Here is a 20554-nt window from a genome sequence, read left to right as displayed (position 1 = left end):
GGACGCGTTCACCCCGCTGCCACGACCGGGCCAGGCACGGTTCAGCGCACCTCGTTGTCATGCTGACGGGCGCTCCTCCCCCGCGGCGCCCGCACTCCCACCGACCTGGAAGGCCTGCGATGAGCACGAGGAAGCCCGAACACGGCGCACCCGACGTCAGCCTGGGCGCCGCACCACCCCTGACCCCGGACGCCGCGTACACCGCCGCGGTCCGCCCCGGTCTGAGCCGCCGGACGGTACTGGTCGGCGGCGCAGCCGCGATCATGGCCGGCGTCGCCGCCGGGTCCGCGTTCGGACCGGGCGCGGCCGACCGCGCCAGCGCGGCGACCGCTCGTGCCGTCCCCACCGGCACGATCGCCGACGTGAAGCACGTCGTCGTGCTCATGCAGGAGAACCGGTCGTTCGACCACTACTACGGCACGATGCCCGGAGTCCGCGGGTTCTCGGACAAGCAGTCGCTCGAGCTGCCGACCGGACACGACGTCTTCCACCAGCCGGCGGCGGCCCGCACCGACGGGGGCGCCATGCTGCCGTTCCGGCTCGACACCACCCGGTTCAACGCGCAGAACGCCGACGGCCTCGACCACTCCTGGGGCGGCGGGCACACCGCGTGGAACGGCGGGGCCTGGAACCGGTGGGTCGACGCGAAGAGCGCCCAGACGATGGGCTACTTCACCAGCGAGGACATCCCCTACCAGCGCGCACTCGCCAGCGCCTTCACGGTCTGCGACGACTACCACTGCTCGCTCAACGGGCCCACGACGCCGAACCGCCTGTACCAGTGGTCGGGCACCATCGACCCCCGCGGCGCCCAGGGCGGACCGGCGACCGACAACCCGGCGGACTACGAACCGGTGTTCGCCTGGACCACCTACGCCGAACGACTGCAGGCGGCCGGGGTCACCTGGAAGACCTACGCCAACGACGAGGTCGGTGACAGCTCCGCCGACCCGTACGTCGGCGACTACGGCGACAACCCGCTCTGGCTGTTCGAGCAGTACCACCGCGCGCTCGCGTCCTCCGACCCCGCCCAGCAGGAGCTCGCCGCGCGGGCGGGGCTGCACGACGGGTGGAAGCCGAACTCGGGCAAGGGCCTCGACGTCACCCACCTGCTCAGCCAGTTCGGCCAGGACTGCGCGACCAACAGCCTGCCGACCGTGTCGTACGTCGTCGCCCCCTACGGCTGGAGCGAGCACCCGGCGGCCAGCCCGGACTACGGCGCCCACTACACGAACGCCGTGGTGCAGGCGCTCTTCAGCAACCCGGACACCTGGGCCTCGACCGTCCTGCTCGTCAACTACGACGAGAACGACGGGTACTTCGACCACGTCGTCCCCCCGTTCGCCGAACCCGGCACCCCCGACGAGTACGTCGACGGTCTGCCCATCGGCATGGGCGCCCGCGTGCCGATGACCGTGGTGTCCCCGTGGAGCCGAGGCGGGTGGGTCAACTCGCAGGTGGCGGACCACACGTCCGTGATCCAGTTCCTCGAACACGTCACGGGGGTCCGCGAGCCGAACATCTCCGCCTGGCGACGGACCGTCTCCGGGGACCTCACGAGCTGCTTCGACTTCAGCGCGATCGACCCGAGCATCCCCGGCCCCGACGTCGTCCCCGGCATCGAGCAGACCCGGGCGCTCGTGGCGGCCGCCGACGCCGACCAGGTGAAGCCACCCATCGAGGAACCCGCGATCGGCGCGCAGACCGTGCCCGTCCAGGAGCCCGGGACCGTCCGCCGTCGGAGCCTGCCCTACCGGCAGCACGCGGACGCGACCGTCGACCGGAGCACCGGTCGGGTCACCGTGACGCTCACGAACGACGGTCGCCAGGGGGTCAACTTCCTGGTCTACCCGAACACCGCGCTGCCGTTCGCCGCCCACCCGAAGACCGTCCCCGTGGGCGCGACCGCCGACTGGGCATGGGACACCACGACGACCGACGGCGCCTACGACGTCAGCGTCTACGGACCCGACCGGTTCCTCCGGCGCTTCGCCGGCACCGTCGCGGTCGGTGGTCGGGCGACCGGTGGCGTCCCGCACGTCTCGGTCGTCCGGGACACCCGCGGTCGGCGCACCCTGCAGCTCCTGCTCGAGAACACCGGCAGGGCCGAGCTCCGCTTCGTGCTCGTGGCCAACGACTTCGTGCAGCACCGCGAGACCGCGCACGTCCGCGGCTCCGGGCACAAGACGATGCACTGGCCGCTCGACGAGTGGGGGTACTACGACGTGGTCGTCACCGCGGACGGTGTGCCCGGGTTCCGGTACCGCTTCGCCGGGCGCGCGGAGCGCTGACGCGCGCCGACCCGTGTGGGTCGGCAGGGACGGTCAGGCCGCGTCGACGACGAACGGGAGGCCCGGTGCCAGCTGGCACCGGGCCTCCCGTCCCGTCTCGTGACCGTCTCACGTCCGTCCCGCGTGCCGTCTCGCTCGTCGTCTCACGCGTCGGCGGCGGTCCCGGCGGGTGCTACCGGTGTGACCGGGGTCGCGGCGTCGGCGGCGTCGGCGTCGGCGTCGGCTCGCGCCGCCTGTCGGGCGAGTACAAGGTCCAGGAACCGTTCGACGAACGGCAACGCCACCACGATCGCGCCGACGACGGCCGCGACGGGGACGATCACCGTCCAGCCGCGCAGGATCGAGTAGATGGTGGCGCCGAGGACGACCCACACGACGACCGTGAGCGGCCGCACCGGACCGGCGCTGGCGGGCAGGTTGACCGCGTCGACGGCCGCGGGCATCGCTCGCCGTCCGAGCAGTGTCAGCATGACCCCGATGACGATGAACCCCATCGCTCGGACGGTGCCGACCCAGGCGACGTCGCTCGCCGGATCCGCCAGCACACGCTGGATGAACACCACCGCCGACAGGACCCCGACGGCGAACAGGGTGACGATCACGAGGACGGTCAGGAGACGGACGGAGCGGCGCACGAGGACTCAGCATAGGGACCCGTCCCGGCGGCCCGACGCGGCGCCCCCGTCGCACCGGCTCGCTAGGCGACGACCACCTGCGCGTTGACCAGGATGTCGTGCAGGTCGGGACGGAGCGCATCCTGCGAGGTCGTCCGGACCTTCACGATGAGCGCCGCTCCGGGCTTCGCGAAGGCACGCGCGACCGTTGCCGACCAGGACCCGTCCGTGTTGTGCCCGGCGATCGACAGGAACTGCGCGGTGCCGCCGGTGATCGTCGGCAGGAGCTGCTCCTCGAGTCGGTCGGCCGGCAGCCCCGCCGCGGTGAACAGCTGCTCGGTGGCGGCGCGATCCCCGATCGTCGGGTCGAGGTCGGTGAGCCGCTGCTGCGTGATCGTCGCCACGGAGCCGTCGGCGTTCGAGTACTCCCGCGACCCGGTGGTCGGGTCCTCGCCGGTCTGCTCCCAGCCGTCGAGCGCCGAGACCTGGAGCCCGAACGCGGGCAGCGTGCTCGCCGAGAGCGCGTCGCCGTCCTCGAAGGTGAGGTCCTTCGTTGCCGAGTCGACGGTGGCCGGCGCAGTCGGCGTCTCCGTCGGTGCCTGGGTCGGTGTCGGTGCCGATGACCGCGGTGCCGCCCGCTCCGTCCCCGGTGCGGTGGTGCCGGTGCCGGCGCAGCCGGACAGTGCGAGCACGACGATCACGGTCGCCGTGCCCGCGGTGGTGATCCTGGATGTGATGGACATGTGGTTCCCCCTCGGATCCCGCCGTGCGCCCCTTGCACCGGTGGGTCCGCCCGCGAGCCTACGGGTCCGTGGCACGGCGCGCCCGTGTGCTGGCGTTCCGGTGCGGCGTGGGCAGTGCTCGTGAACACGACAGGCGCTTGAGAGAACAGGTCTTGTACATGTATGGTCGGAGCATGCCGGTCACCTCCAAGCGACGCCTCGTCGCCGACGCCCTCCGTGACGCGATCGCGACCGGCAGGTACCGTGCGGGCGAGCGCCTGCCGGGTGAGCACGACCTGGCCGAGCGCTTCGCGGTGAGCCGCGGTACCGTCCGAGCCGCCCTCGCCGACCTCGCCGATGACGAGTACATCGCCACCCGTGGCGGGATCGGGTCAGTCGTCACGTTCGACGGCGCTGCCCTCGACCCCCGCGGCGGCTGGGCGCGGTCGATCGCCGCGTCGGGCACCGAGGTGTCCACCCGGATCCTGCGGATCGCACGGTTCGACGACGCGGCCCTCCAGGCCGAGGTGGACGCCGCCGACGCGACGTTCGTCGCGGTCGACCGTCTGCGGATCGTCGTCGGCGGCAGTCCGGTGTCACTGGAGCGCAGCGTGGTGCCACACACCGGTCGCCTGGCTGCCGCGACCGCCGACGGACTCGTCGACGACTCCCTCACCGCCACGATCGCCGAGACCGGTCTGGTGCCGGCCAGTGCCGAGCAGTGGATCGACGTCGTCCCCCTCGACGTCGACGACGCAGCACTCCTCGACCGTGCCGCGGGCACGCCGTTCCTGCGCAGCCGCCGCGTCTCGCGCACCACCGAGGGTGCGTTCGTCGAACGCGTCGACAGCCTCCTCGACCCCGACCGCTTCCGGCTGCACATGCGGTTCGGCACAGCACGATGACCCAGCGACAGGACTCCGTGAACCAGCTCCGCCTCCGTTCCCACGCCCTCGCCAGCCTGACCGGGCTGGCGATCGGCGACGCCCTCGGCATGCCGACCCAGTCGATGTCGCGTGCGCAGATCCGCGCCGACCACGGGACCATCAGCGGCTTCGCGGACGCCGGGCCGAACCAGCGCATCGCCGCCCGCATGCCGGCGGGCTCGATCACCGACGACACCGAGCAGGCCGTGATGGTCGCCGAGCTGCTGCTCGAGGGCGGCGGACGGCTGGACCCCACCCGCTTCGCCGAGGCGCTCATCGCCTGGGAGCGCAGGATGGAGGCGAAGGGCTCGCTCGACCTGCTCGGCCCGAGCACGAAGACCGCGGTGCAGCGGATCCTCGACGGCGTCCCCGCGTCCGAGGCCGGCTCGACCGGCACGACGAACGGCGCCGCCATGCGCATCGCGCCGGTCGGGGTCGCGGTGCCGTCGAGTGACCTCGCCCACCTGGTGGACGCCGTCCAGGACGCCAGCCGTGTCACGCACGACACCGGACTCGGCATCGCCGGAGCGAGTGCCGTCGCAGCGGCCGTGAGCGCCGGCATCGACGGTGCGACCCGGTCCGGCGCACTCGACGCCGCGGTCGCCGCGGCCACGATCGGCGCGGAGCGCGGCCACTGGGTCGCCGGCGCGGACATCGCAGCGAAGACGACGTGGGCGCGTGGGCACCTTCCGACCGTGCCCGAGTCCGAACGGATCGAAACCGTCGCGCGGCTCATCGGCACGAGCGTCGCCAGCCAGGAGTCCGTCGTCGCCGCGCTCGCCCTCGTCGCGCTCGACCTCGACCCGTGGGAGACGCTCTGCACGGCGGCGTCGGTCGGCGGCGACACCGACACGATCGCCGCGATGGCCGGTGCCGTGCTCGGTGCCGTGCACGGACCCGAGGCCTGGCCCGCCGACGCCGTCACCACCGTGATGACCGTCAACGGCCTGCGGCTCGACCACCTCGTCGACGGGCTGCTCCTGCTCCGCACGCGCAGCTGACCCACCTCCCCCTCCCCCGGCTGCGGCGTCTCCCGACGGACCGCCGCCCACCTTCGTGCACCACCCTTCCAACGACGTAAGAGGAACCGAACCATGTCCGAGAAGCCCACCACGCTCAGCAGCGGCACGCTGACGACGATCGAGCAGCGGGGCATCGAGCCCGTGCCCCACGACGAACGGACCGGAACTCCCGGCGCGCTGTTCTGGGTCTGGTTCGCTGCCAACATCTCCATCCTCGGCCTCCCGCTCGGTGCGACCCTGGTCGCGTTCCAGGGCCTGACGATCTGGCAGGCGCTGCTCGTCGCCGTGATCGGCGCCGCCGGCTCCTTCGCGGTCGTCGGCGTCATCTCGATCGCCGGTCGTCGCGGCGGGGCTCCTGGCCTGACGCTCAGCCGTGCGGTGTTCGGCGTCCGGGGCAACATCGGCCCGACGTTCGTGTCACTGCTGTCCCGGCTCGGCTGGGAGACGGTGAACACCACCACGGCGGCGTTCGTGCTGCTGTCGCTGTTCACGATCCTCTTCGGCACGGGCGGTGACGCGAAGGCGAACCCGGTGCTGACGATCGTCGCGATCCTGGTGTTCGTCGTCGCCACGGTGCTCGTCTCCGGCCTCGGGCACGCGTTCATCGTCGCCGTGCAGAAGTGGGCGACGTGGGTGTTCGGGGCGCTCAACGTGTTCGTCGCCGTCTTCCTGGTGTTGCGTGTCGACTGGGACGTCGTCGGGTCCCAGCCGGCGGGCCCCGTCGCCGCGATGGTCATCGGCATCGGCACCATCGCCGCCGGCACCGGCATCGGCTGGGCCACGGCCGGAGCCGACATCGCCCGCTACACCCGCACCTCGGTGAAGGCCGGCGCCCTGATCGCGTCGAGCGCCGCCGGTGCGGGCATCCCGCTCGTCGTCCTGGTCGGTCTCGGCGCGCTCGTCTCCGCGGGCGACCCGACGCTGGCGCAGGCGGGCGACCCGGTCGCCGCGATCCGCGACCTGCTGCCCAGCTGGATGGCGATCCCCTACCTCATCGCGGCGTTCGGTGGCCTCCTGCTGTCGAACCACCTGTCCGTGTACTCGGCGAGCCTCACCACGCTGACGCTCGGCATCAAGGTCCCGCGGGTCTGGGCCGTCGCGGTCGACGTGGTCGTCACGACGCTCGGCGCGATGTACTTCATGCTCGTCGCCGACGGCTTCTACGCCCCCTTCATCACGTTCATCTCCGTCCTCGCCGTCCCCATCACCGCGTGGCTCGGGGTCTTCATCGCCGACATGGTGAAGCGGCGCTGGTACGACCCGGCCGCGCTCCTCGACCTGCGCGCCGGTGGCCGCTACTGGTACCGCGGCGGCATCGCCTGGGGCGCCCTCGCCGCCTGGATCGCCGCGATCGTGATCGGGTTCCTCTTCACCAAGGTGCAGGTCGGCGACGCGGCCCCGGTCTTCGTCGGCGCACTGTCCGGGACGTGGATCGGCGCGAACGGCCTCGGCTGGATCGTCACCTTCATCGTCGCTGCCGCCGTGTACCTGCTCACCGGCGGGGCACGCGGTCGGCTCACCGAGCACGGACCGGCGACCACCACCGATGCCGAGGTCGGCGCCTGATGCCCCGCCTCGTCTCGGTCGGCAACGTCATCGTCGACATCGTCATGCGCGTCGGTGCGATCCCGGAACCCGGCGGTGACGTCATCGCCTCCGGTTCGGAGATCACGGCGGGCGGCGGCCTGAACACGATGGTCGCCGCCGCCCGGGACGGGCTCGACGTCGCCTTCGGCGGACAGTACGGCACCGGGCCGTTCGGCGACGTCGTCCGCAGCGCGCTCGCCTCGTCCGGCGTCGAGGTCTTGCAGCCCGGTCTCGACGACGTCGACAGCGGGTACTGCGTCGCGCTCGTGGACGACTCGACCGAGCGCACCTTCGTCACGAGCGTCGGCGCCGAGGGGCGCCTCAGCCGCGCGGACCTCGACCGCATCACCCTCGAACCCGACGACACGGTCTTCGTGTCCGGCTACGGCCTCGCCCACGCCGTCAACGGGCCGGCGATCGCCGACTGGCTCGGCACGGCGCCGGACGCCGTCCGTGTCCTCCTCGACCCGTCACCACTGGTGGCCACGCTGGCCCCGGCGGTGCTGGGCTCCGTCATGGCGCGTGCCGACCTGGTCAGCGCCAATGGACGGGAGGCTCGGCTCATGTCCCCGACGTCCGCGGGGCTCCCTGAGGCGGTCGCCACGATCGCCGCGGCCGCCCGCGGCACCGCCCTGGTCCGCGACGGCGCAGCGGGCTGCTGGGTCGTCGAGGCCGGCACCCCTCCGGTCCTGGTGCCCGGCTTCCGGGTCGACGCGGTGGACTCGAACGGTGCGGGCGACGCCCACGGCGGGGTCCTGGTCGCCGCGCTGTCCCGGGGCGCGTCGCTCGTCGACGCCGTCCGGCGGGCGAACGCCGCGGCAGCGCTCGCGGTGACCAGGAACGGCCCCGCCACGGCCCCGACGGCCGCGGAGACGGACGCGTTCCTCACCCGGCTCGCATGACGCGGCCGTCAGCGGTCAGTCGCTGAGGGGCCGGAGCCACTCGGCTTCGAGGTCACCCTGCACGAGGTCGGCCAGCTTGCCGAAGTAGTCCTGCATGTGCGGCTGCTGCACGTGGCGGGCGATGTCCGTCCCGGACGACCAGCGCTCGTAGAACGCGAACGCTCCCGGCTGCTCCTCCGACGTGTGGACCGCGTACTGCTCGTACCCCTGCTCGACCCGGACCGCCGGGATGATCGCTCGGATCGCCTCCCCGAGCTCGCGCTCCTTGCCGGCCTTCGCGCGGGCGAAGCCGTAGACGGCCACCGGGGTGGTCGAGGCCAGGACGTCGGCGGGCATCAGGCCGTCGGGGACGGTGTCCTCGGTCGTGCTCATGGTGACTCCTTCTTGCGTGTGTGGTCGTCACGGGCGTGCGCTCGGGACGAACTCCACGCTAGGAGCGGCCGATGGCGCACTCACTCCGCACCTGGCTCGCCACCTCCCCGCAGGCAGACGCGTCGTGGTGGGGCGTGCTCCGCGACCCGCTCCTCCTGCGCGCAGTCACCCGGATGCACGAAGACCCTGGGCACCCGTGGACGACCGAGTCCCTCGCGCGTGCGGTCGCGACGTCGAAGCAGACCCTCACCCGCCGCTTCTCGACGTTCGCGGGGACCACGCCCGGCGCGTACCTGACACGGAGGCGCATGGACCTCGCCGCGCATCGGCTCCGCGACACCGACGACACGCTCGAGCAGATCGCCGCCGACGTCGGCTACACCTCCGTCTACGCCTTCAGCCGTGCCTTCCGCCGCGAACGCTCCTCCCCTCCGGGGCGGTACCGCACGGCCGCGCGTGCCGGCTACTGATCGACCTGACCCGACGCGATCAGCTGCTGGAGGGCCGCGATCGCCGCGCGTGCACCGGCTTCGTCCTGGCGCTCCCACCGGACGAAGACCCGGTCGAAGGCTGCCGCTCCGACAGTGATGGCGGCTCGCCCCGTTGGCGTCACGCGCAAGCTCTTCTTCCGAGCGTCTGCCGGGTCGACGTCTCGGGTGACGTACCCCAGTGTCTCGAGTGTGCTGATCGTCTTCGCCGCCGCCTGTCGGCTCACGCCGGTCTCGCGGGCGAGCGACGCCGCACTGGAAGCCCCGTGGTCGATCGCCTGCATCGCCAGCTCGTTCGTGACCGTCAGGCCGGGGTGGCCGGCTTCCTCGAGGCTGACGCGGACGTCCGCGACCATCACCTCGAACGCCCGCATGAGGAGTTGCGCGAACTGCGTGCCGCTGGTGACGTCCATGCCGCAACGCTACCGACCGCCACCCCTGCTTGACAACCTGGTTGACTACTGTTCTGATGGCAACCAGGTTGTCAAACAAGGAGCATGTCATGCACACCACCATCGCCGCGCCCGGGGCCACCATCCCCGAGGTCCAGCACCACACCGCCGCGGTCAACGGGACCGCTCTGCATTACGTCTCAGCGGGCAGCAGCGGATCCCCGATCCTGCTGGTCCACGGGTTCCCGGAGAGCTGGTGGGCATTCCACCGCCTGATCCCGCTGCTCGCCGCCGGCCACCGGGTGTTCGCCGTCGACCTCCGCGGGTTCGGCGACTCCGCCACCGCCGACGACGACTTCACCAGCGCCGACGCCGCAGAGGACCTCCACGCCCTCATCGCCGAGCTGGGCGTCGGGCCGGTCCACGTCGCCGCCCAGGACATCTCCGGTGGGGTCGTCTACCGACTCGCCTCGGAGCACCCCGAAGACGTCCGTAGCCTCATCGCGACCGAGATGGGACTCGCCGGCTTCGGCCTGGAAGGTCTCGGCGACATCACGCACGGCGGCTCCTGGCACATCGGCGTGCTCGCCGCTCCGGGCATCGCCGACTTGCTGTTCACCGGCCGCGAAGAGGAAGTCCTCGGCACGTGGGCGTTCCCGTCCATGTCGGCCGACCCGGACGCTGTCACCGCTGCCGACATCGCCGAATTCGCCCGGACCTACTCCCGCCACGACGGCTGGAACGGCGCCGTCGGGCTCTACCGGTCGATGCTCTCCGAGGGTGCCGACTTCCAGACCCGAGCCGAGCAGAAGCTCACGCTCCCCGCACTGGCGATCGGCGGGTTCGGAGGGCCCTTCACCGAGCGAACCGTCGCGCAGGTCGTCGAGGGGCCGGTCGACAGTGTCCTCGTCGACGGAGTGGGGCACTACGTCGCCCTGGAAGCGCCCGACCGGCTCGCCGGCGCGATCACGGCCTTCCTCACCCAGCAGGACTGACCCCACCGGAGCGGCACGTGCCGGACCGATCACCGAGGCCCGCGGCGATCCCGACCGGAGGCGCAGCTCGTCGGCCAGCTCTGTGAACTGGTCGAGGGCAGGGTTGACTCGCCTCGCCTCGCCTCGCCCCGCCCCGCCCCGCCCCGCCCCGCCCTGCGTCGAGTCGAGTCGAGTCGAGTACGAGCTCACCGACCTCGGGCGGTCGCTGCAGTACGTGGCCCTCACCCTCGCCGACTGGGTGCGGGAACACCAGCAGGTGATCGCCGGCAACCGCCGGGACTTCGACGGCGACGCCACCGGTGGGTCCGGGGGCGACCCGGCGTTCCCCGGACGCTCGGTCAGGAGTACCCGTTGCCCGACACGGCGTGACGGACGCCGCCCGCCGGCGACGGAACATCCCCGTCGAAGCGTGGGATGACGTGCACGTGGGCGTGGAAGACGGTCTGGCCAGCTGCCGTCCCGTCGTTGAAACCGACGTTGTAGCCGTCCGGACCGTGGCTCTCGTCGAGTTGGCGCTTCACGACGGCCACCAGCTCGGTCATCGCGACGACCTCGTCAGCGGTTGCGTCGAACCAGCTCACCACCGCTCGCTTCGGTACGACGAGGGAATGCCCAGGCGAAACCGGGTTCGCGTCACGGATCGCGAACACCAGAGCGTTGTCAGCGATCCACTCGTCGGGCGGGATCTGCTCGAACACGGACGTCGCTGTCATTGCCCCACTCAACCGTCTTTCCGCGTCTGGTTCAACGACCGGTCGTCGGAACCGGAGCGCTCGGCGGGCCGTCTCCTGGTGTTCGGCGCCTCGGCCCGAGGGCTGCCGGCTCGGCACGATAGCGTGGCTGTATGCGGTTCAACGCCTTCGCGGCCTACTCGGCCGGGATGGGCATGACCGCTGAAGTCATCCCGGAGATGCAGAACAGTGACTACGAGTCCGGGATCGTCCAGATCGGCGACGAGGCCTGGCGCGTCCGGACTGGGCGGAACACCCCGACCAAGCCGGGCGCCTTCGTCGCGTTCTGGCACCGCGACGAAGCGGGCAACACGGCGCCGTTCAGCGATGACGATCCCGCTGCAGGGCTGCTCGTCTTCGTGGAGCACCATGGTCGGCGGGGACTGTTCCGGTTCACCCGTGCACAGCTCACTGAGCTCGGCATCACGTCAGGAGAGCGGCCGGGCAAACGTGGGTTCCGGGTGTACCCGAGCTGGTGCGTGGGCTTGAACGTGCAGGCCGCGACGACGCAACGCGCTCAAGCTCCCGCGTTCCAGGAGTTGTGAGCTGCAGTGCCCGCAGTCGATCGCCCATCGGCATGGCCGGGTGCGATCGCGGTTTGACTCAGCGGAGTTCCGCGAGCCGCTGCGCGACGCGCAACTGCACGGACGGGGTGCGGAGCACGGTCGAGAGGAGCGTGTTGCGGACGCGGCGGGCAACGGGCGATCGCAGGTTCGCCACCCGGGTCATCCGATCGGTGAACCGCACGACTTCCTGGGCGACCGGGCGGCGACGCTGTTCGTATCCATCGAGCGTCGCGGGGTCGGCGCCGCCGAGGACCTCGGCGATGGTCGTGGCGAGATCGACAGCATCCTGGATGCCGGTGTTCATGCCTTGTCCACCAGCGGGGCTGTGCACGTGTGCGGCATCTCCTGCCAGGAATGCCGTTCCCCACCTGTAGCGGGCTGCGACGCGGTGCTGCACCTGGAAGCGCGACGACCACACGAGTTCGCGCAAGCGCGTCGCGCCCGGCCCGCGCGCATCGAGCAGTGCCTGCACCTCGGGCAGACCCGGGCGCTTCTCGGCCGTTCCGACAGTCGCGACGACGCGGTGCTGGCCGTGCGGGAGCGGTGCGACGACGACGAGACCGGACGGGGAGAAGAACAGTTGCACCTCGTCGTTCAGCAGCGGCCAGTCCATCCTGACGTCGGCCAGCACGAACTGCTGGGTGGAGCTGCTGCCGTCGAACGCGATGCCGGCTCGTGCACGGACAGTACTGCGCAGACCGTCCGCACCGACGACGAAGCGCGCCGTGACACTCGTCGCGACACCCCGGGCATCAGTGAGCCCGGCCTCCGCGAAGCCGTCCCCCTGTTGCAGGCGAGTGAGCCTGACCTGTCGGTGAACGACCACGCCGAGCTCCGTCAGGTGCTGTGTCAGCAGTTGCTCGGTGCGGTACTGGGGCAACATCAGCGTGAACGGGTACTCCGTGGGCAAGTGCGAGAAGTCGAGACGCGCGAGGACCCTTGCCCGCTCCTGCAGGCTGAACCTCGGTACGACGACACCTTCCGCCAGCAGCTTCGGCGTCACCCCGATCGGTTCGAGTACCTCCAGGGTCCTCGCGTGGATGAGCGCCGCTCGGGAAGTGTTGCTGCCTTCGGCGCCAGCATCGACGATCAGCACCTGGCATCCGCGCCGACGCAGCTCGATCGCAGCAGCGAGCCCGGTGGGACCGGCTCCGACCACCAGGACGTCGACAGGGCGAACAGTGTTGCGAGTCATGCGCTGATCGTGGCGAGCTGACTCCGTACGCTCAACGCTGATGAATAAACGACGTGGACGGCCGTCCGGCAGGACCGACGCACGGGCGCGACTGCTCGACGCGGCCCGTGGGAGTCTGCTCGAGCGCGGCTACACCCGGACCACGCTCCGAGCAGTCGCCGCCACGGCAGATGTCGACGTCGCCCTGATCGGCTACTACTTCGGTTCCAAGCGGGGCCTGTTCAGCGAGGCGATCCTGGAAGCGGTGTCTCCGCCGGAGGCGCTGGCGATCGCGTTGCAGGGTGATGCCGAACAACTGCCGCAACGCTTGCTGGCTGTCGCACTGGCCGTGTGGGATGACCCCGTCGACGGTCAGTCGCTGCGGAGCGTCGTCACCGCTGCTCTCGCAGAGCCCCAACTCCGCCGGGCGCTTGTGGAATTCCTGGAACGCGAACTCGTCGCACGCTTCGCCGACCATCTCGGTGGACCCGCCGCGACCGCCCGGGCGAGTGCGGCGCTCACCACGATCGCCGGCTTGCTCTTCACCCGCCACTTGCTGGGGATGGGCCCGATCCGGACGGCGAGCCGCGGCGACGTGATCCGACAACTCACACCGGCTCTGCGCGCCTCGCTCGCACCGTCGCACGGATAGTCGGTCGTCCACCGGAGCGACGGTGTCCGCCCACAGGGCTCCGACGATGCATCGCGTGGCGAAGCTGAAGCCGAGGTCGTCTTCCCCACGACCAGCATCACACCCGGAGCAGACGCCGACCCGGGGTTCCATCAGTGGGCCCTGCCGGGATCGAACCGACGACATCCACGGTGTAAACGTGGCGCTCTACCAGCTGAGCTAAAGGCCCTCACGACGATCCTAGAGCGTCACGGCAGTCGAGGAAGTTTAGCCCCAGACTTACTTTCGACGATATGAAGCTCTACGCTTAACCCATGCAGTCCGAACCGGTGATCGCCGTGATTGTCGACCTCGTCGACTCCCGCACGCTCGAGGACCGCTCCGCAGCCCAGCAGGACGTCGAGCACGCCTTCGACAGCACCCCGGACGTCAGCGCACTCGACCCTCTCCGCGCCACCGTCGGCGACGAGTTCCAGGTCATCTACGCCACACTCACCGACGCGCTGCTGGCCACGACGGCCGCGACCCTCGCACTCCCCCCGACCGTGCAGATCCGGCTCGGCATCGGCCGCGGGCAGGTCCGGACGATCGGCACCGGCGGCGCCGGCCCGCTGCAGGACGGCCCGGGCTGGTGGTCGGCGCGGGACGCCATCAACGAGACCCACCGGCGCGAGGACGGCCGGACCGCGTTCCTGCGGTCCTGGTACCACGACGCCGACGACCGCCACGGAACGACGGAACGACTCGTGAACGCCTACTTCCTCAGCCGCGACCACGTCGTCTCGCGACTCGCACCCCGCGCCCGCCGGATCGCACTCGGTCTGGTGCAGGGCCGGACCCAGGCCCAGATCGCCGCGGACGAGGGCATCACCCCGTCCGCGGTGTCGCAGTCCGTGCAGAAGTCGGGCGTCGCTGCCCTGGTCGAGGGCATGCGTGTCCTCGGGGACGGGGGCCGCTGATGCTCGCCGGAGTCCTCCTGACCCTCGTCGGGCTCGCCGACGTCGTCCGCGCACGGACCGGGACCGACGCGGCACAACGGCGGGTCCTGACCACCATCGTGGTCGTCCTGCTCTGGGTCGCCGCGACGGCCGTGGCGGTGCTCGGCCTCGGCCTCGCCGTCTGGTCGGTGCTGGTCACGGTCGTCCTCGCCGCCGCGTGGGTCGCGACCACGATCCCGGTCCGGTCCGGGGGCGGAGCCGGCAGCCGTGACCGAGCACTCCCCTGGCTCCGCCGCTCGGGGTCCTGGCCGGCAGCACTGCTCGCCGTCGCCGTCGCGGTCCTGCTGCTCTGGGCGCCAGCTGCCGACGCCACCGGGTTCGTGGTCGACTGGCACCGGGACGTCGGCCCGGCCTTCGTCGGCGCGGTGCCGCTCGCCGCGATCGTCGCCGGGATCGGATCGGCGCTGTTCCTGGTCGACTCGGCCAACGTGGTCGTCGCCCAGGCACTGCCAGCAGAACTCTCCCCGGACGCCCAGCGCACAGCGGCGGCAGCAGCATCCGGCCGACCGAAGCGCTTCGGCCGACGACGCACCGGCAGGGCGTCGGACGAAGACGACGACCGGCCCGGAGACCGCACGGTCACCCTCAAGGGCGGCCGCATGATCGGCCCGATCGAGCGCCTGCTGCTCGCCGGATTCTCGTTGGCCGGCGCCTTCCCCGTCGTCGCCGCGCTGATCGCCGCGAAGGGGATCGTCCGGTTCCCCGAGATCCGCCGCGAGACGACCGGGTACCAGGCCGAGTACTTCCTGATCGGCAGCCTGGTGAGCTGGGCGATGGCCTTCGCCGCCGCCGGCATGTGCTGGTTGCTGGCACTGGGCTGACGAACGCCCCGGCCCCCGACCACCGCAGGTACGCTCTCCCCCGTGAACGGTGTCGGAGTCGGTGTCCTCGACGAAGCCGGGCGGCTCCGCCTGCTCGGTGCGGGTGTGACGGGTGCGGCCTTCGCCGTCGTCCTGGTCATGCTGGTCCTGTCGTCGTGGACCGAGGCGACCACCACCGTCCTGGTCTCGGTCGGCATCCCGACCGCGGCGGCGGGTGCCGCGATCGCCGTCGTCCTGCAGCGCCGCGCGTGGCGCGCCGAGGGCGGGTACGAGCGCTCGATCGCGGTGCGCGAGTGGATCGCCGAGGGCGAGGTCCCCGCGGGCGTCCCGGCGGACCAGTGGATCCCGCTCGTCCAGGCGCAGGCCGACCGCGAGGGCGCCGGCTGGGGCAAGGTCGTCCTCGGCGTGCTGTGGATCGCGATGACCTGGTCGATGCGTGACCAGCACGGCACGCTCATCACGACGATGCTCATCCTGCTGTGGAGCGCGATGGCCCTGTGGGCAGCCGTCTGGGTCATCCCCCGCGCCCGGGCGGCGCGAGCGCTCCTGCGCCGCGGCGTCTCCACGATCGGCTGAACCCCGCCCGTGCGCGCCTGACTACGCTCGGACCCATGCAGAGTCGCACCCTCGGCCGCACCGGCCGCTCCGTCTCCCCCATCGGTCTCGGCACCTGGCAGTTCGGCGGTGACTGGGGCCCCGTATCCGAAGCCGACGCAAACGCCGTCATGGACGCCTCCGTCGAGTCGGGCGTCACCCTGTTCGACACCGCCGACGTCTACGGCGACGGTCGCAGCGAGCAGCTCATCGGCGCGTGGCGAGCCGCGAACCCCGACGTGCCACTGACGATCACCACGAAGATGGGCCGTCGCGCCGACCAGGTCCCCGAGAACTACGTCGCCGCGAACTTCCGCGAGTGGGTGGACCGCTCGCGGAAGAACCTCGGTCAGGACACCCTCGACCTCGTGCAGCTGCACTGCCCGCCGAGCCCGGTCTACGAGGACGACGCCGTCTACGACGCCCTCGACGCGCTGGTCGCCGACGGCTCGATCGCCGCCTACGGCGTCAGCGTCGAGACCGCCGACCAGGCGCTCACCGCGATCGCCCGCCCCGGCGTCGCGAGCGTCCAGATCATCCTGAACGCGTTCCGGCTCAAGCCGCTCGACCGCGTGCTGCCGGCGGCCCGGGAGGCAGGGGTCGGCATCCTGGCGCGCGTCCCGTTGGCCTCGGGGCTGCTCTCCGGCAAGTACACGACGGACACGTCGTTCGCCGAGGGCGACCACCGCAACTACAACCGTCACGGCGAGGCCTTCGACCAGGGCGAGACCTTCAGCGGCGTCGACTACGACGACGGCGTGCGTGCGGCGCAGACCTTCGCGGCGTCCCTGCCGGACGCCGTCTCGGTCCCGCAGGCCGCGCTCGCCTGGATCATCGCGCAGGACGGCGTCACCGCGGCGATCCCCGGCGCGCGCAACCCGGAGCAGGCGCGGTCGAACGCCGCCGCCGGCGACCTGCCACCGATCGAAGGCCTCGACGCCACCGTGCACGACCTGTACGACACATGGTTCCGCGCGAGCGTCCACGACCGCTGGTGACCCTGCGGAGCGTCGCGGTCGCGGTGGCCGCACTCCTGCTGCTGTCCGGGTGTGCCGCATCCGGACCGGCCACCACCCGCGACGCTCCGCCCTGGCCACGGCCGACCGACCTGACGGCCCGCGCCGAGTCCGCCGGGCTCCGGAACGTGTGGGGCGAACGGCTGGCCGAGCACGTGCACACGCACCTGACGATCCTGGACGGCGACGAACCGGTGACCGTCCCCGCGAACGTCGGACACTCCGACAGCAGGAAGTTCGCCGCTGAGATCCACACGCACGACACCTCGGGCATCGTGCACGTCGAGTCCCCGACGGAGCAGACGTTCACGCTCGGGCAGTTCTTCGACGAGTGGGGTGTCTCGCTCGGCCCAGAACACGTCGGCGGCCTGCGCGGCGAACTGTCGGTGTGGGTGGACGGGCACCGGCGGATCGGCAACCCGCGCTCGATCGAGCTGACGGACCTGCGGCAGATCGTCCTCATCGTCACGACGGTCGGCGAGGTCCCCCACCTGCCGGCCCCCTTCGACTGGCCGCCGCAGTACGACTAGCGCGAACCGTGCGAGGTTCCGTCCTCGGTGCGCCCCGTCGGACCTCGCACCGTGCACGGAACCGCGGCAGCGCTCAGGCCTCCTTCGCCGCGACCCACGACAGGTCGAGGTCCCACTGCTCGACCGACCCGGCCGGCAGCTGCCACACGTACTCGTTCTTGAGCTTCTTGCCGTCCTCGCGGAACGGCCCCGTCCGGTACGGGTAGAACGCGACCGTCGGCAGCGTGCCGGGCGGGGCCGTGCGGATCGCGTTCGAGAAGTCCTTGTTCAGCCGGCGTAGCTCGGCGATCACGTCGCCGCGGGCGGCGTCCGCGTCGAACCCGCCGGCACCCGAGGCGAGCTGGAACGCGATGTGCAGCTGCCGGTCGCCGTGGTCGTCCTCGTAGCTGATCAGCCGGTGGTTCTCGACGGCCTCGAGCAGCTCCGTGTCGCCGTACACGACGTCCCGCACCACGTCGGGTGCGACGACGGCCCCGTTGTAGTCGACGGACAGGTCGGACCGGCCGTAGTGGAACAGCAGCGGCAGGTCGAGCTCGGCCTCGTCGGCGAGCGCCGCGTGCCCGGTCGCCCGCAGCACGGACCGGAGTTCCTTCATCCGCACAACGTGTCCGCGGTCGTGGATGTTGTACCGGATGCGAGGGCTGATGTTCTCGGAGCGGGCGATGGTCACGACGAGTTCGCCGAGGTCGTTCGTCTCGATCAGGTACCCGAACGGGTTGAACTGGAACACCATCGGCAGCACCCCGTAGTCGGCCTGCTTGGTCAGGGCGGCGGAGAGTTCCGGTGAGGCGGCGATCGCCCGGCGCAGCTGCACGCTGAACGGGGTCTCGATGCCGAGGTTGATCTCGAGGTCGCTCGCCCCGTAGGAGCCGAGCACGGCCTGCGCGTACTGCTCGATGTGGGCGCGCATGTTCTCGCTGATGCCCTCGCCCCCGAACGCGGCGACGATCGTGTACTGGCTCCAGTCGAGCCGGTCGTCCTCGAACAGGGCCTTCAGGAACGGCGGGTAGCTGCAGATGACGTAGGTGAAGTCGGTGCCGAACTCCCGCATCGTCTGCACGATCTTGTCGCGGTCGGGGCCGATCGACTTGATCATGGACGACTCGGTGAGCGAGGCGGTCACGTTCATCCCGGTGGCCCATGCCCCGAGCGAGAAGGCGTTGAGCACGAAGGGCTGCTTGGACAGGTCCTTCGCTGTGCGGGAGAACCCGAGCTGCAGCAGCTGTCGGGTGGCCTGGCGTTCGTCGGGGCCGCGCACCCAGCTGGTCGGGGTGCCGCTCGACCCGCTGGACTCGTCGACGACGACCCCGCGCCGGGGCAGGCGTCCGTCGACGCAGCGCTCGGGGATGCTCCAGCGCTTGACGTAGGAGTCCTTGTCCATCTCGGGCAGTCCCGACATCGCCGCGGCGATCCCGCCGCGGGTGTCGAGCCGGGAGGCGCGTCCGGACTCCGCCAGGAACGCCCGGTACGCGGGGACCCGCTTCGCAGCCCGTTCCGCGGTCCGCCAGGCGCGCCAGCGTCCGAGGGTCCAGCGGAGCGGCTCGATGCCCGGCGTGAGCAGGAGCTTGTGGGTGCCGACGCGGGGCATGAACAGCGCGACGAACGTCTCGACCACCCACACCACCGAGAACACCGCTGCACGCTTCACCGGGTCCCCCCGACGGTCATCGCTGCTGCGGGTCGGCGGTGTGCCAGGGGTGGTGGGTCGCTGTGGCCGAAGCGGAACAGCATCCAGGCCATCCGCCCGTCGGACTCGTCGACGCCCGCACGTTCCACGAACGCGGCGTGTGACCGCGGGTTGGTGATCACGGTGCCGAAGGGGTGCATGGCGATGCCGCGGGCGGAGAACTCGAGCCAGATGCGCATGAAGACCCGTCCGGCCTCGACGTACTCGGCCGGGGTGCTGAACGGTCCCTCGAGCCAGGCGAGCTGTCGGACGCCCCGCATGGTCGACAGGTACACCCGGCGGAAGACCCCGCCGACGCCCGGGGCCTGCCAGAGTCCGCGGTGCTCCATGGCGAACCGGAGCACCGCCCCGGGCATGAGCATCGTCTCGGCGGAGAGCCCGTCGCCGGTGGCCGCCGCCTGCCGCTTCGAGAACCGCAGCCAGTGCAGGATCTCGTCGTGCACGGCGTCGTGCCGCAGGTCGTCGAACAGGGTCTCCTGGTTGACGCGCACGATCTCGTCGACGGTTGCCCGGTCGTCGGTGGTGCGGAAGCGGTGCCCGGCCGCCGAGGCGATGGCGGACGCGGCCTCGATCGCGGTGGCGTCGACGAGCGTTGCGTCGTAGGGCCTGCGTGAGGTGCGCCGTGCGAGGAAACCGGCCAGGGCCTCCCGGTCGTCCGCGGTGACCGTGTGCGGACGCAACGTCACCGTGCCCAGCCGGTGCAGGTGGTCGTCCCCCGCCGCGTCGACACCTGCGGCGTCCAGGCGACCGAAGTCCATCTCGGCGTGGTCGAGCCGTTCCTGCACGGTGAACCCGTGCGCCCGCGCCACCACGTCCAGCCCGGCCAGGAACACCCCGGCGCAGACGTGCCCGAACGGGATGCCGAACGACTCCGCCGGCAACCCCCGTCGCAGGTCGTAGAACACGGTCGCGGTGTGGTCGTCCTCGACCCGCACGACGATCGGTTGCGAGTTGTGCGGCGACGGGTAGTGCCGCGCGTCCTCGATGATGCCCGTCCACGGTGATGCCATCGTTCCCCCTCGGTGGTCCCTGGCGACGATCATACGAACCCCCGGCGTGCCCCATGCCGGTCAGGGCATGCACTGTGGACAACCGGTGCGTAGCCTGCTCCTCGTGATGACCATCCGCACCGGCACCGACCTCGCCGCGGTCGAGGACGTCGTCGACGCCGTCGCTGCCCACGGTGAGCGGTACCTGGACCGGGTCTTCACCACCCGAGAACGGACCGACACCGGCGACGACCCGGAGCGCCTCGCCGCACGCTTCGCCGGCAAGGAGGCCGTCGTGAAGCTGCTGCGGCCGACGCCCGAGCAGGCGGTACCACTGCGCGAGATCGCCATCGTGCTCGACGCGAGCGGCGCCCCTACCGTCGAGCTGTCCGGAGCTGCCGCGGCCCTGGCCGAGTCGATCGGCTGCGGCCCCATCGCGGTGTCGTTGGCGCACGAACGCGGCCTCGCGGTGGCAACGGCGGTGGCCCTCTCCCAGCGCTGACCGC

At 71.4% G+C, this 20554-nt stretch carries 23 protein-coding genes and 1 tRNA gene; 15 read left to right on the top strand and 9 right to left on the bottom strand.

Going from position 1 to position 20554, the window contains the following annotated elements:
* Positions 1 to 119 precede the first annotated feature (119 nt).
* Complete coding sequence (locus tag KK087_RS05530; RefSeq protein ID WP_214564464.1) at positions 120 to 2291, top strand: phosphocholine-specific phospholipase C; 2172 nt, start codon at positions 120 to 122, stop codon at positions 2289 to 2291.
* 143 nt (positions 2292 to 2434) lie between these two features.
* Here KK087_RS05530 and KK087_RS05525 read toward each other — a convergent pair whose 3' ends face one another.
* Entirely contained in the window at positions 2435 to 2926 is a 492-nt protein-coding gene (locus KK087_RS05525) for a hypothetical protein (RefSeq protein WP_214564463.1), read from the bottom strand.
* A gap of 62 nt (positions 2927 to 2988) precedes the next feature.
* Positions 2989 to 3648, bottom strand: a complete 660-nt coding sequence (locus KK087_RS05520) for a hypothetical protein (protein ID WP_214564462.1) — start codon at positions 3646 to 3648, stop codon at positions 2989 to 2991.
* A gap of 173 nt (positions 3649 to 3821) precedes the next feature.
* Here KK087_RS05520 and KK087_RS05515 point away from each other — a divergent pair, with 173 nt between their 5' ends.
* The 4 genes from KK087_RS05515 (at position 3822) to KK087_RS05500 (ending at position 8064) form a co-directional block, all read left to right on the top strand.
* Positions 3822 to 4532 (top strand): GntR family transcriptional regulator, encoded by a 711-nt coding sequence (locus KK087_RS05515; protein ID WP_214564461.1) that lies wholly within the window; start codon positions 3822 to 3824, stop codon positions 4530 to 4532.
* Positions 4529 to 5554 carry an ADP-ribosylglycohydrolase family protein gene (locus tag KK087_RS05510; protein WP_250900852.1) on the top strand — a complete coding sequence of 342 codons (1026 nt, stop codon included), beginning with the start codon at positions 4529 to 4531 and terminating at the stop codon, positions 5552 to 5554. Before KK087_RS05515 ends, KK087_RS05510 begins: the two co-directional genes overlap by 4 nt.
* Before the next feature lie 93 nt (positions 5555 to 5647).
* Entirely contained in the window at positions 5648 to 7141 is a 1494-nt protein-coding gene (locus KK087_RS05505) for a purine-cytosine permease family protein (protein ID WP_214564460.1), read from the top strand.
* Positions 7141 to 8064, top strand: a complete 924-nt coding sequence (locus tag KK087_RS05500) for a PfkB family carbohydrate kinase (protein ID WP_214564459.1) — start codon at positions 7141 to 7143, stop codon at positions 8062 to 8064. Before KK087_RS05505 ends, KK087_RS05500 begins: the two co-directional genes overlap by 1 nt.
* A gap of 15 nt (positions 8065 to 8079) precedes the next feature.
* Here the strand turns inward: KK087_RS05500 and KK087_RS05495 are convergent, their stop codons facing one another.
* On the bottom strand, positions 8080 to 8436 hold the full coding sequence (locus tag KK087_RS05495) for a putative quinol monooxygenase (protein WP_250900851.1): 357 nt from the start codon (positions 8434 to 8436) through the stop codon (positions 8080 to 8082).
* 71 nt (positions 8437 to 8507) lie between these two features.
* Here KK087_RS05495 and KK087_RS05490 point away from each other — a divergent pair, with 71 nt between their 5' ends.
* The gene (locus KK087_RS05490; RefSeq protein ID WP_214564458.1) at positions 8508 to 8906 is read left to right on the top strand and encodes a helix-turn-helix domain-containing protein; all 399 of its coding nucleotides are present in this window, start codon (positions 8508 to 8510) and stop codon (positions 8904 to 8906) included.
* Here the strand turns inward: KK087_RS05490 and KK087_RS05485 are convergent.
* Complete coding sequence (locus KK087_RS05485; RefSeq protein ID WP_214564457.1) at positions 8900 to 9337, bottom strand: MarR family winged helix-turn-helix transcriptional regulator; 438 nt, start codon at positions 9335 to 9337, stop codon at positions 8900 to 8902. The two genes, KK087_RS05490 and KK087_RS05485, sit on opposite strands and share 7 nt — an antisense overlap.
* Before the next feature lie 89 nt (positions 9338 to 9426).
* On the opposite strand from KK087_RS05485, the gene KK087_RS05480 reads away from it, so the two are divergent.
* A complete protein-coding gene (locus KK087_RS05480; protein WP_214564456.1) occupies positions 9427 to 10311 on the top strand; it encodes an alpha/beta fold hydrolase in 885 nt (294 codons plus the stop codon).
* Positions 10312 to 10649: 338 nt separating this feature from the next.
* On the opposite strand, the gene KK087_RS05475 is transcribed toward KK087_RS05480, so the two are convergent.
* Positions 10650 to 11024 (bottom strand): HIT family protein, encoded by a 375-nt coding sequence (locus KK087_RS05475; RefSeq protein WP_214564455.1) that lies wholly within the window; start codon positions 11022 to 11024, stop codon positions 10650 to 10652.
* A gap of 131 nt (positions 11025 to 11155) precedes the next feature.
* On the opposite strand from KK087_RS05475, the gene KK087_RS05470 reads away from it, so the two are divergent.
* Positions 11156 to 11587, top strand: coding sequence for a MepB family protein (locus KK087_RS05470; RefSeq protein ID WP_214564454.1), 432 nt, complete (start codon positions 11156 to 11158; stop codon positions 11585 to 11587).
* 58 nt (positions 11588 to 11645) lie between these two features.
* Here the strand turns inward: KK087_RS05470 and KK087_RS05465 are convergent, their stop codons facing one another.
* Positions 11646 to 12803 (bottom strand): FAD-dependent oxidoreductase, encoded by a 1158-nt coding sequence (locus KK087_RS05465; RefSeq protein ID WP_214564453.1) that lies wholly within the window; start codon positions 12801 to 12803, stop codon positions 11646 to 11648.
* A 40-nt stretch (positions 12804 to 12843) separates the two neighbouring features.
* Between KK087_RS05465 and KK087_RS05460 the strand changes: the two genes are divergently transcribed.
* Positions 12844 to 13434 carry a TetR/AcrR family transcriptional regulator gene (locus tag KK087_RS05460; protein WP_214564452.1) on the top strand — a complete coding sequence of 197 codons (591 nt, stop codon included), beginning with the start codon at positions 12844 to 12846 and terminating at the stop codon, positions 13432 to 13434.
* A gap of 135 nt (positions 13435 to 13569) precedes the next feature.
* Here KK087_RS05460 and KK087_RS05455 read toward each other — a convergent pair.
* Positions 13570 to 13642 (bottom strand) — tRNA-Val (locus KK087_RS05455).
* Positions 13643 to 13727: 85 nt separating this feature from the next.
* Between KK087_RS05455 and KK087_RS05450 the strand changes: the two genes are divergently transcribed.
* From KK087_RS05450 to KK087_RS05430, 5 genes are read left to right on the top strand one after another with little or no spacing between them, the layout of a single operon-like run.
* Positions 13728 to 14372 (top strand): SatD family protein, encoded by a 645-nt coding sequence (locus tag KK087_RS05450; protein WP_214564451.1) that lies wholly within the window; start codon positions 13728 to 13730, stop codon positions 14370 to 14372.
* A complete protein-coding gene (locus KK087_RS05445; protein ID WP_214564450.1) occupies positions 14372 to 15232 on the top strand; it encodes a hypothetical protein in 861 nt (286 codons plus the stop codon). Before KK087_RS05450 ends, KK087_RS05445 begins: the two co-directional genes overlap by 1 nt.
* Positions 15233 to 15274: 42 nt before the next feature.
* Positions 15275 to 15808 (top strand): hypothetical protein, encoded by a 534-nt coding sequence (locus KK087_RS05440; RefSeq protein ID WP_214544513.1) that lies wholly within the window; start codon positions 15275 to 15277, stop codon positions 15806 to 15808.
* 35 nt (positions 15809 to 15843) lie between these two features.
* Positions 15844 to 16824, top strand: a complete 981-nt coding sequence (locus KK087_RS05435; protein WP_214564449.1) for an aldo/keto reductase — start codon at positions 15844 to 15846, stop codon at positions 16822 to 16824.
* A complete protein-coding gene (locus tag KK087_RS05430) occupies positions 16821 to 17372 on the top strand; it encodes a hypothetical protein (RefSeq protein WP_214564448.1) in 552 nt (183 codons plus the stop codon). The genes KK087_RS05435 and KK087_RS05430 overlap by 4 nt, the downstream gene beginning before the upstream one ends.
* A gap of 73 nt (positions 17373 to 17445) precedes the next feature.
* Here KK087_RS05430 and KK087_RS05425 read toward each other — a convergent pair whose 3' ends face one another.
* Both KK087_RS05425 and KK087_RS05420 read right to left on the bottom strand, forming a co-directional pair.
* Positions 17446 to 19020, bottom strand: a complete 1575-nt coding sequence (locus KK087_RS05425) for a phenylacetate--CoA ligase family protein (protein WP_307859999.1) — start codon at positions 19018 to 19020, stop codon at positions 17446 to 17448.
* Positions 19017 to 20069: a nitroreductase family protein gene (locus KK087_RS05420; protein ID WP_214564447.1), complete on the bottom strand. Its 1053-nt coding sequence runs from the start codon at positions 20067 to 20069 to the stop codon at positions 19017 to 19019. The genes KK087_RS05425 and KK087_RS05420 overlap by 4 nt, the downstream gene beginning before the upstream one ends.
* A 106-nt stretch (positions 20070 to 20175) precedes the next feature.
* Here KK087_RS05420 and KK087_RS05415 point away from each other — a divergent pair, with 106 nt between their 5' ends.
* Positions 20176 to 20550, top strand: coding sequence for a holo-ACP synthase (locus tag KK087_RS05415; RefSeq protein ID WP_214544516.1), 375 nt, complete (start codon positions 20176 to 20178; stop codon positions 20548 to 20550).
* The last annotated feature ends 4 nt before the right edge of the window (positions 20551 to 20554 follow it).

The organism is Curtobacterium aurantiacum, from assembly GCF_018598555.1.
Lineage (GTDB): Bacteria > Actinomycetota > Actinomycetes > Actinomycetales > Microbacteriaceae > Curtobacterium > Curtobacterium aurantiacum.
Note: the sequence above shows the minus strand (reverse complement) of the source record. Positions and strands in the feature narration are given on the sequence as shown.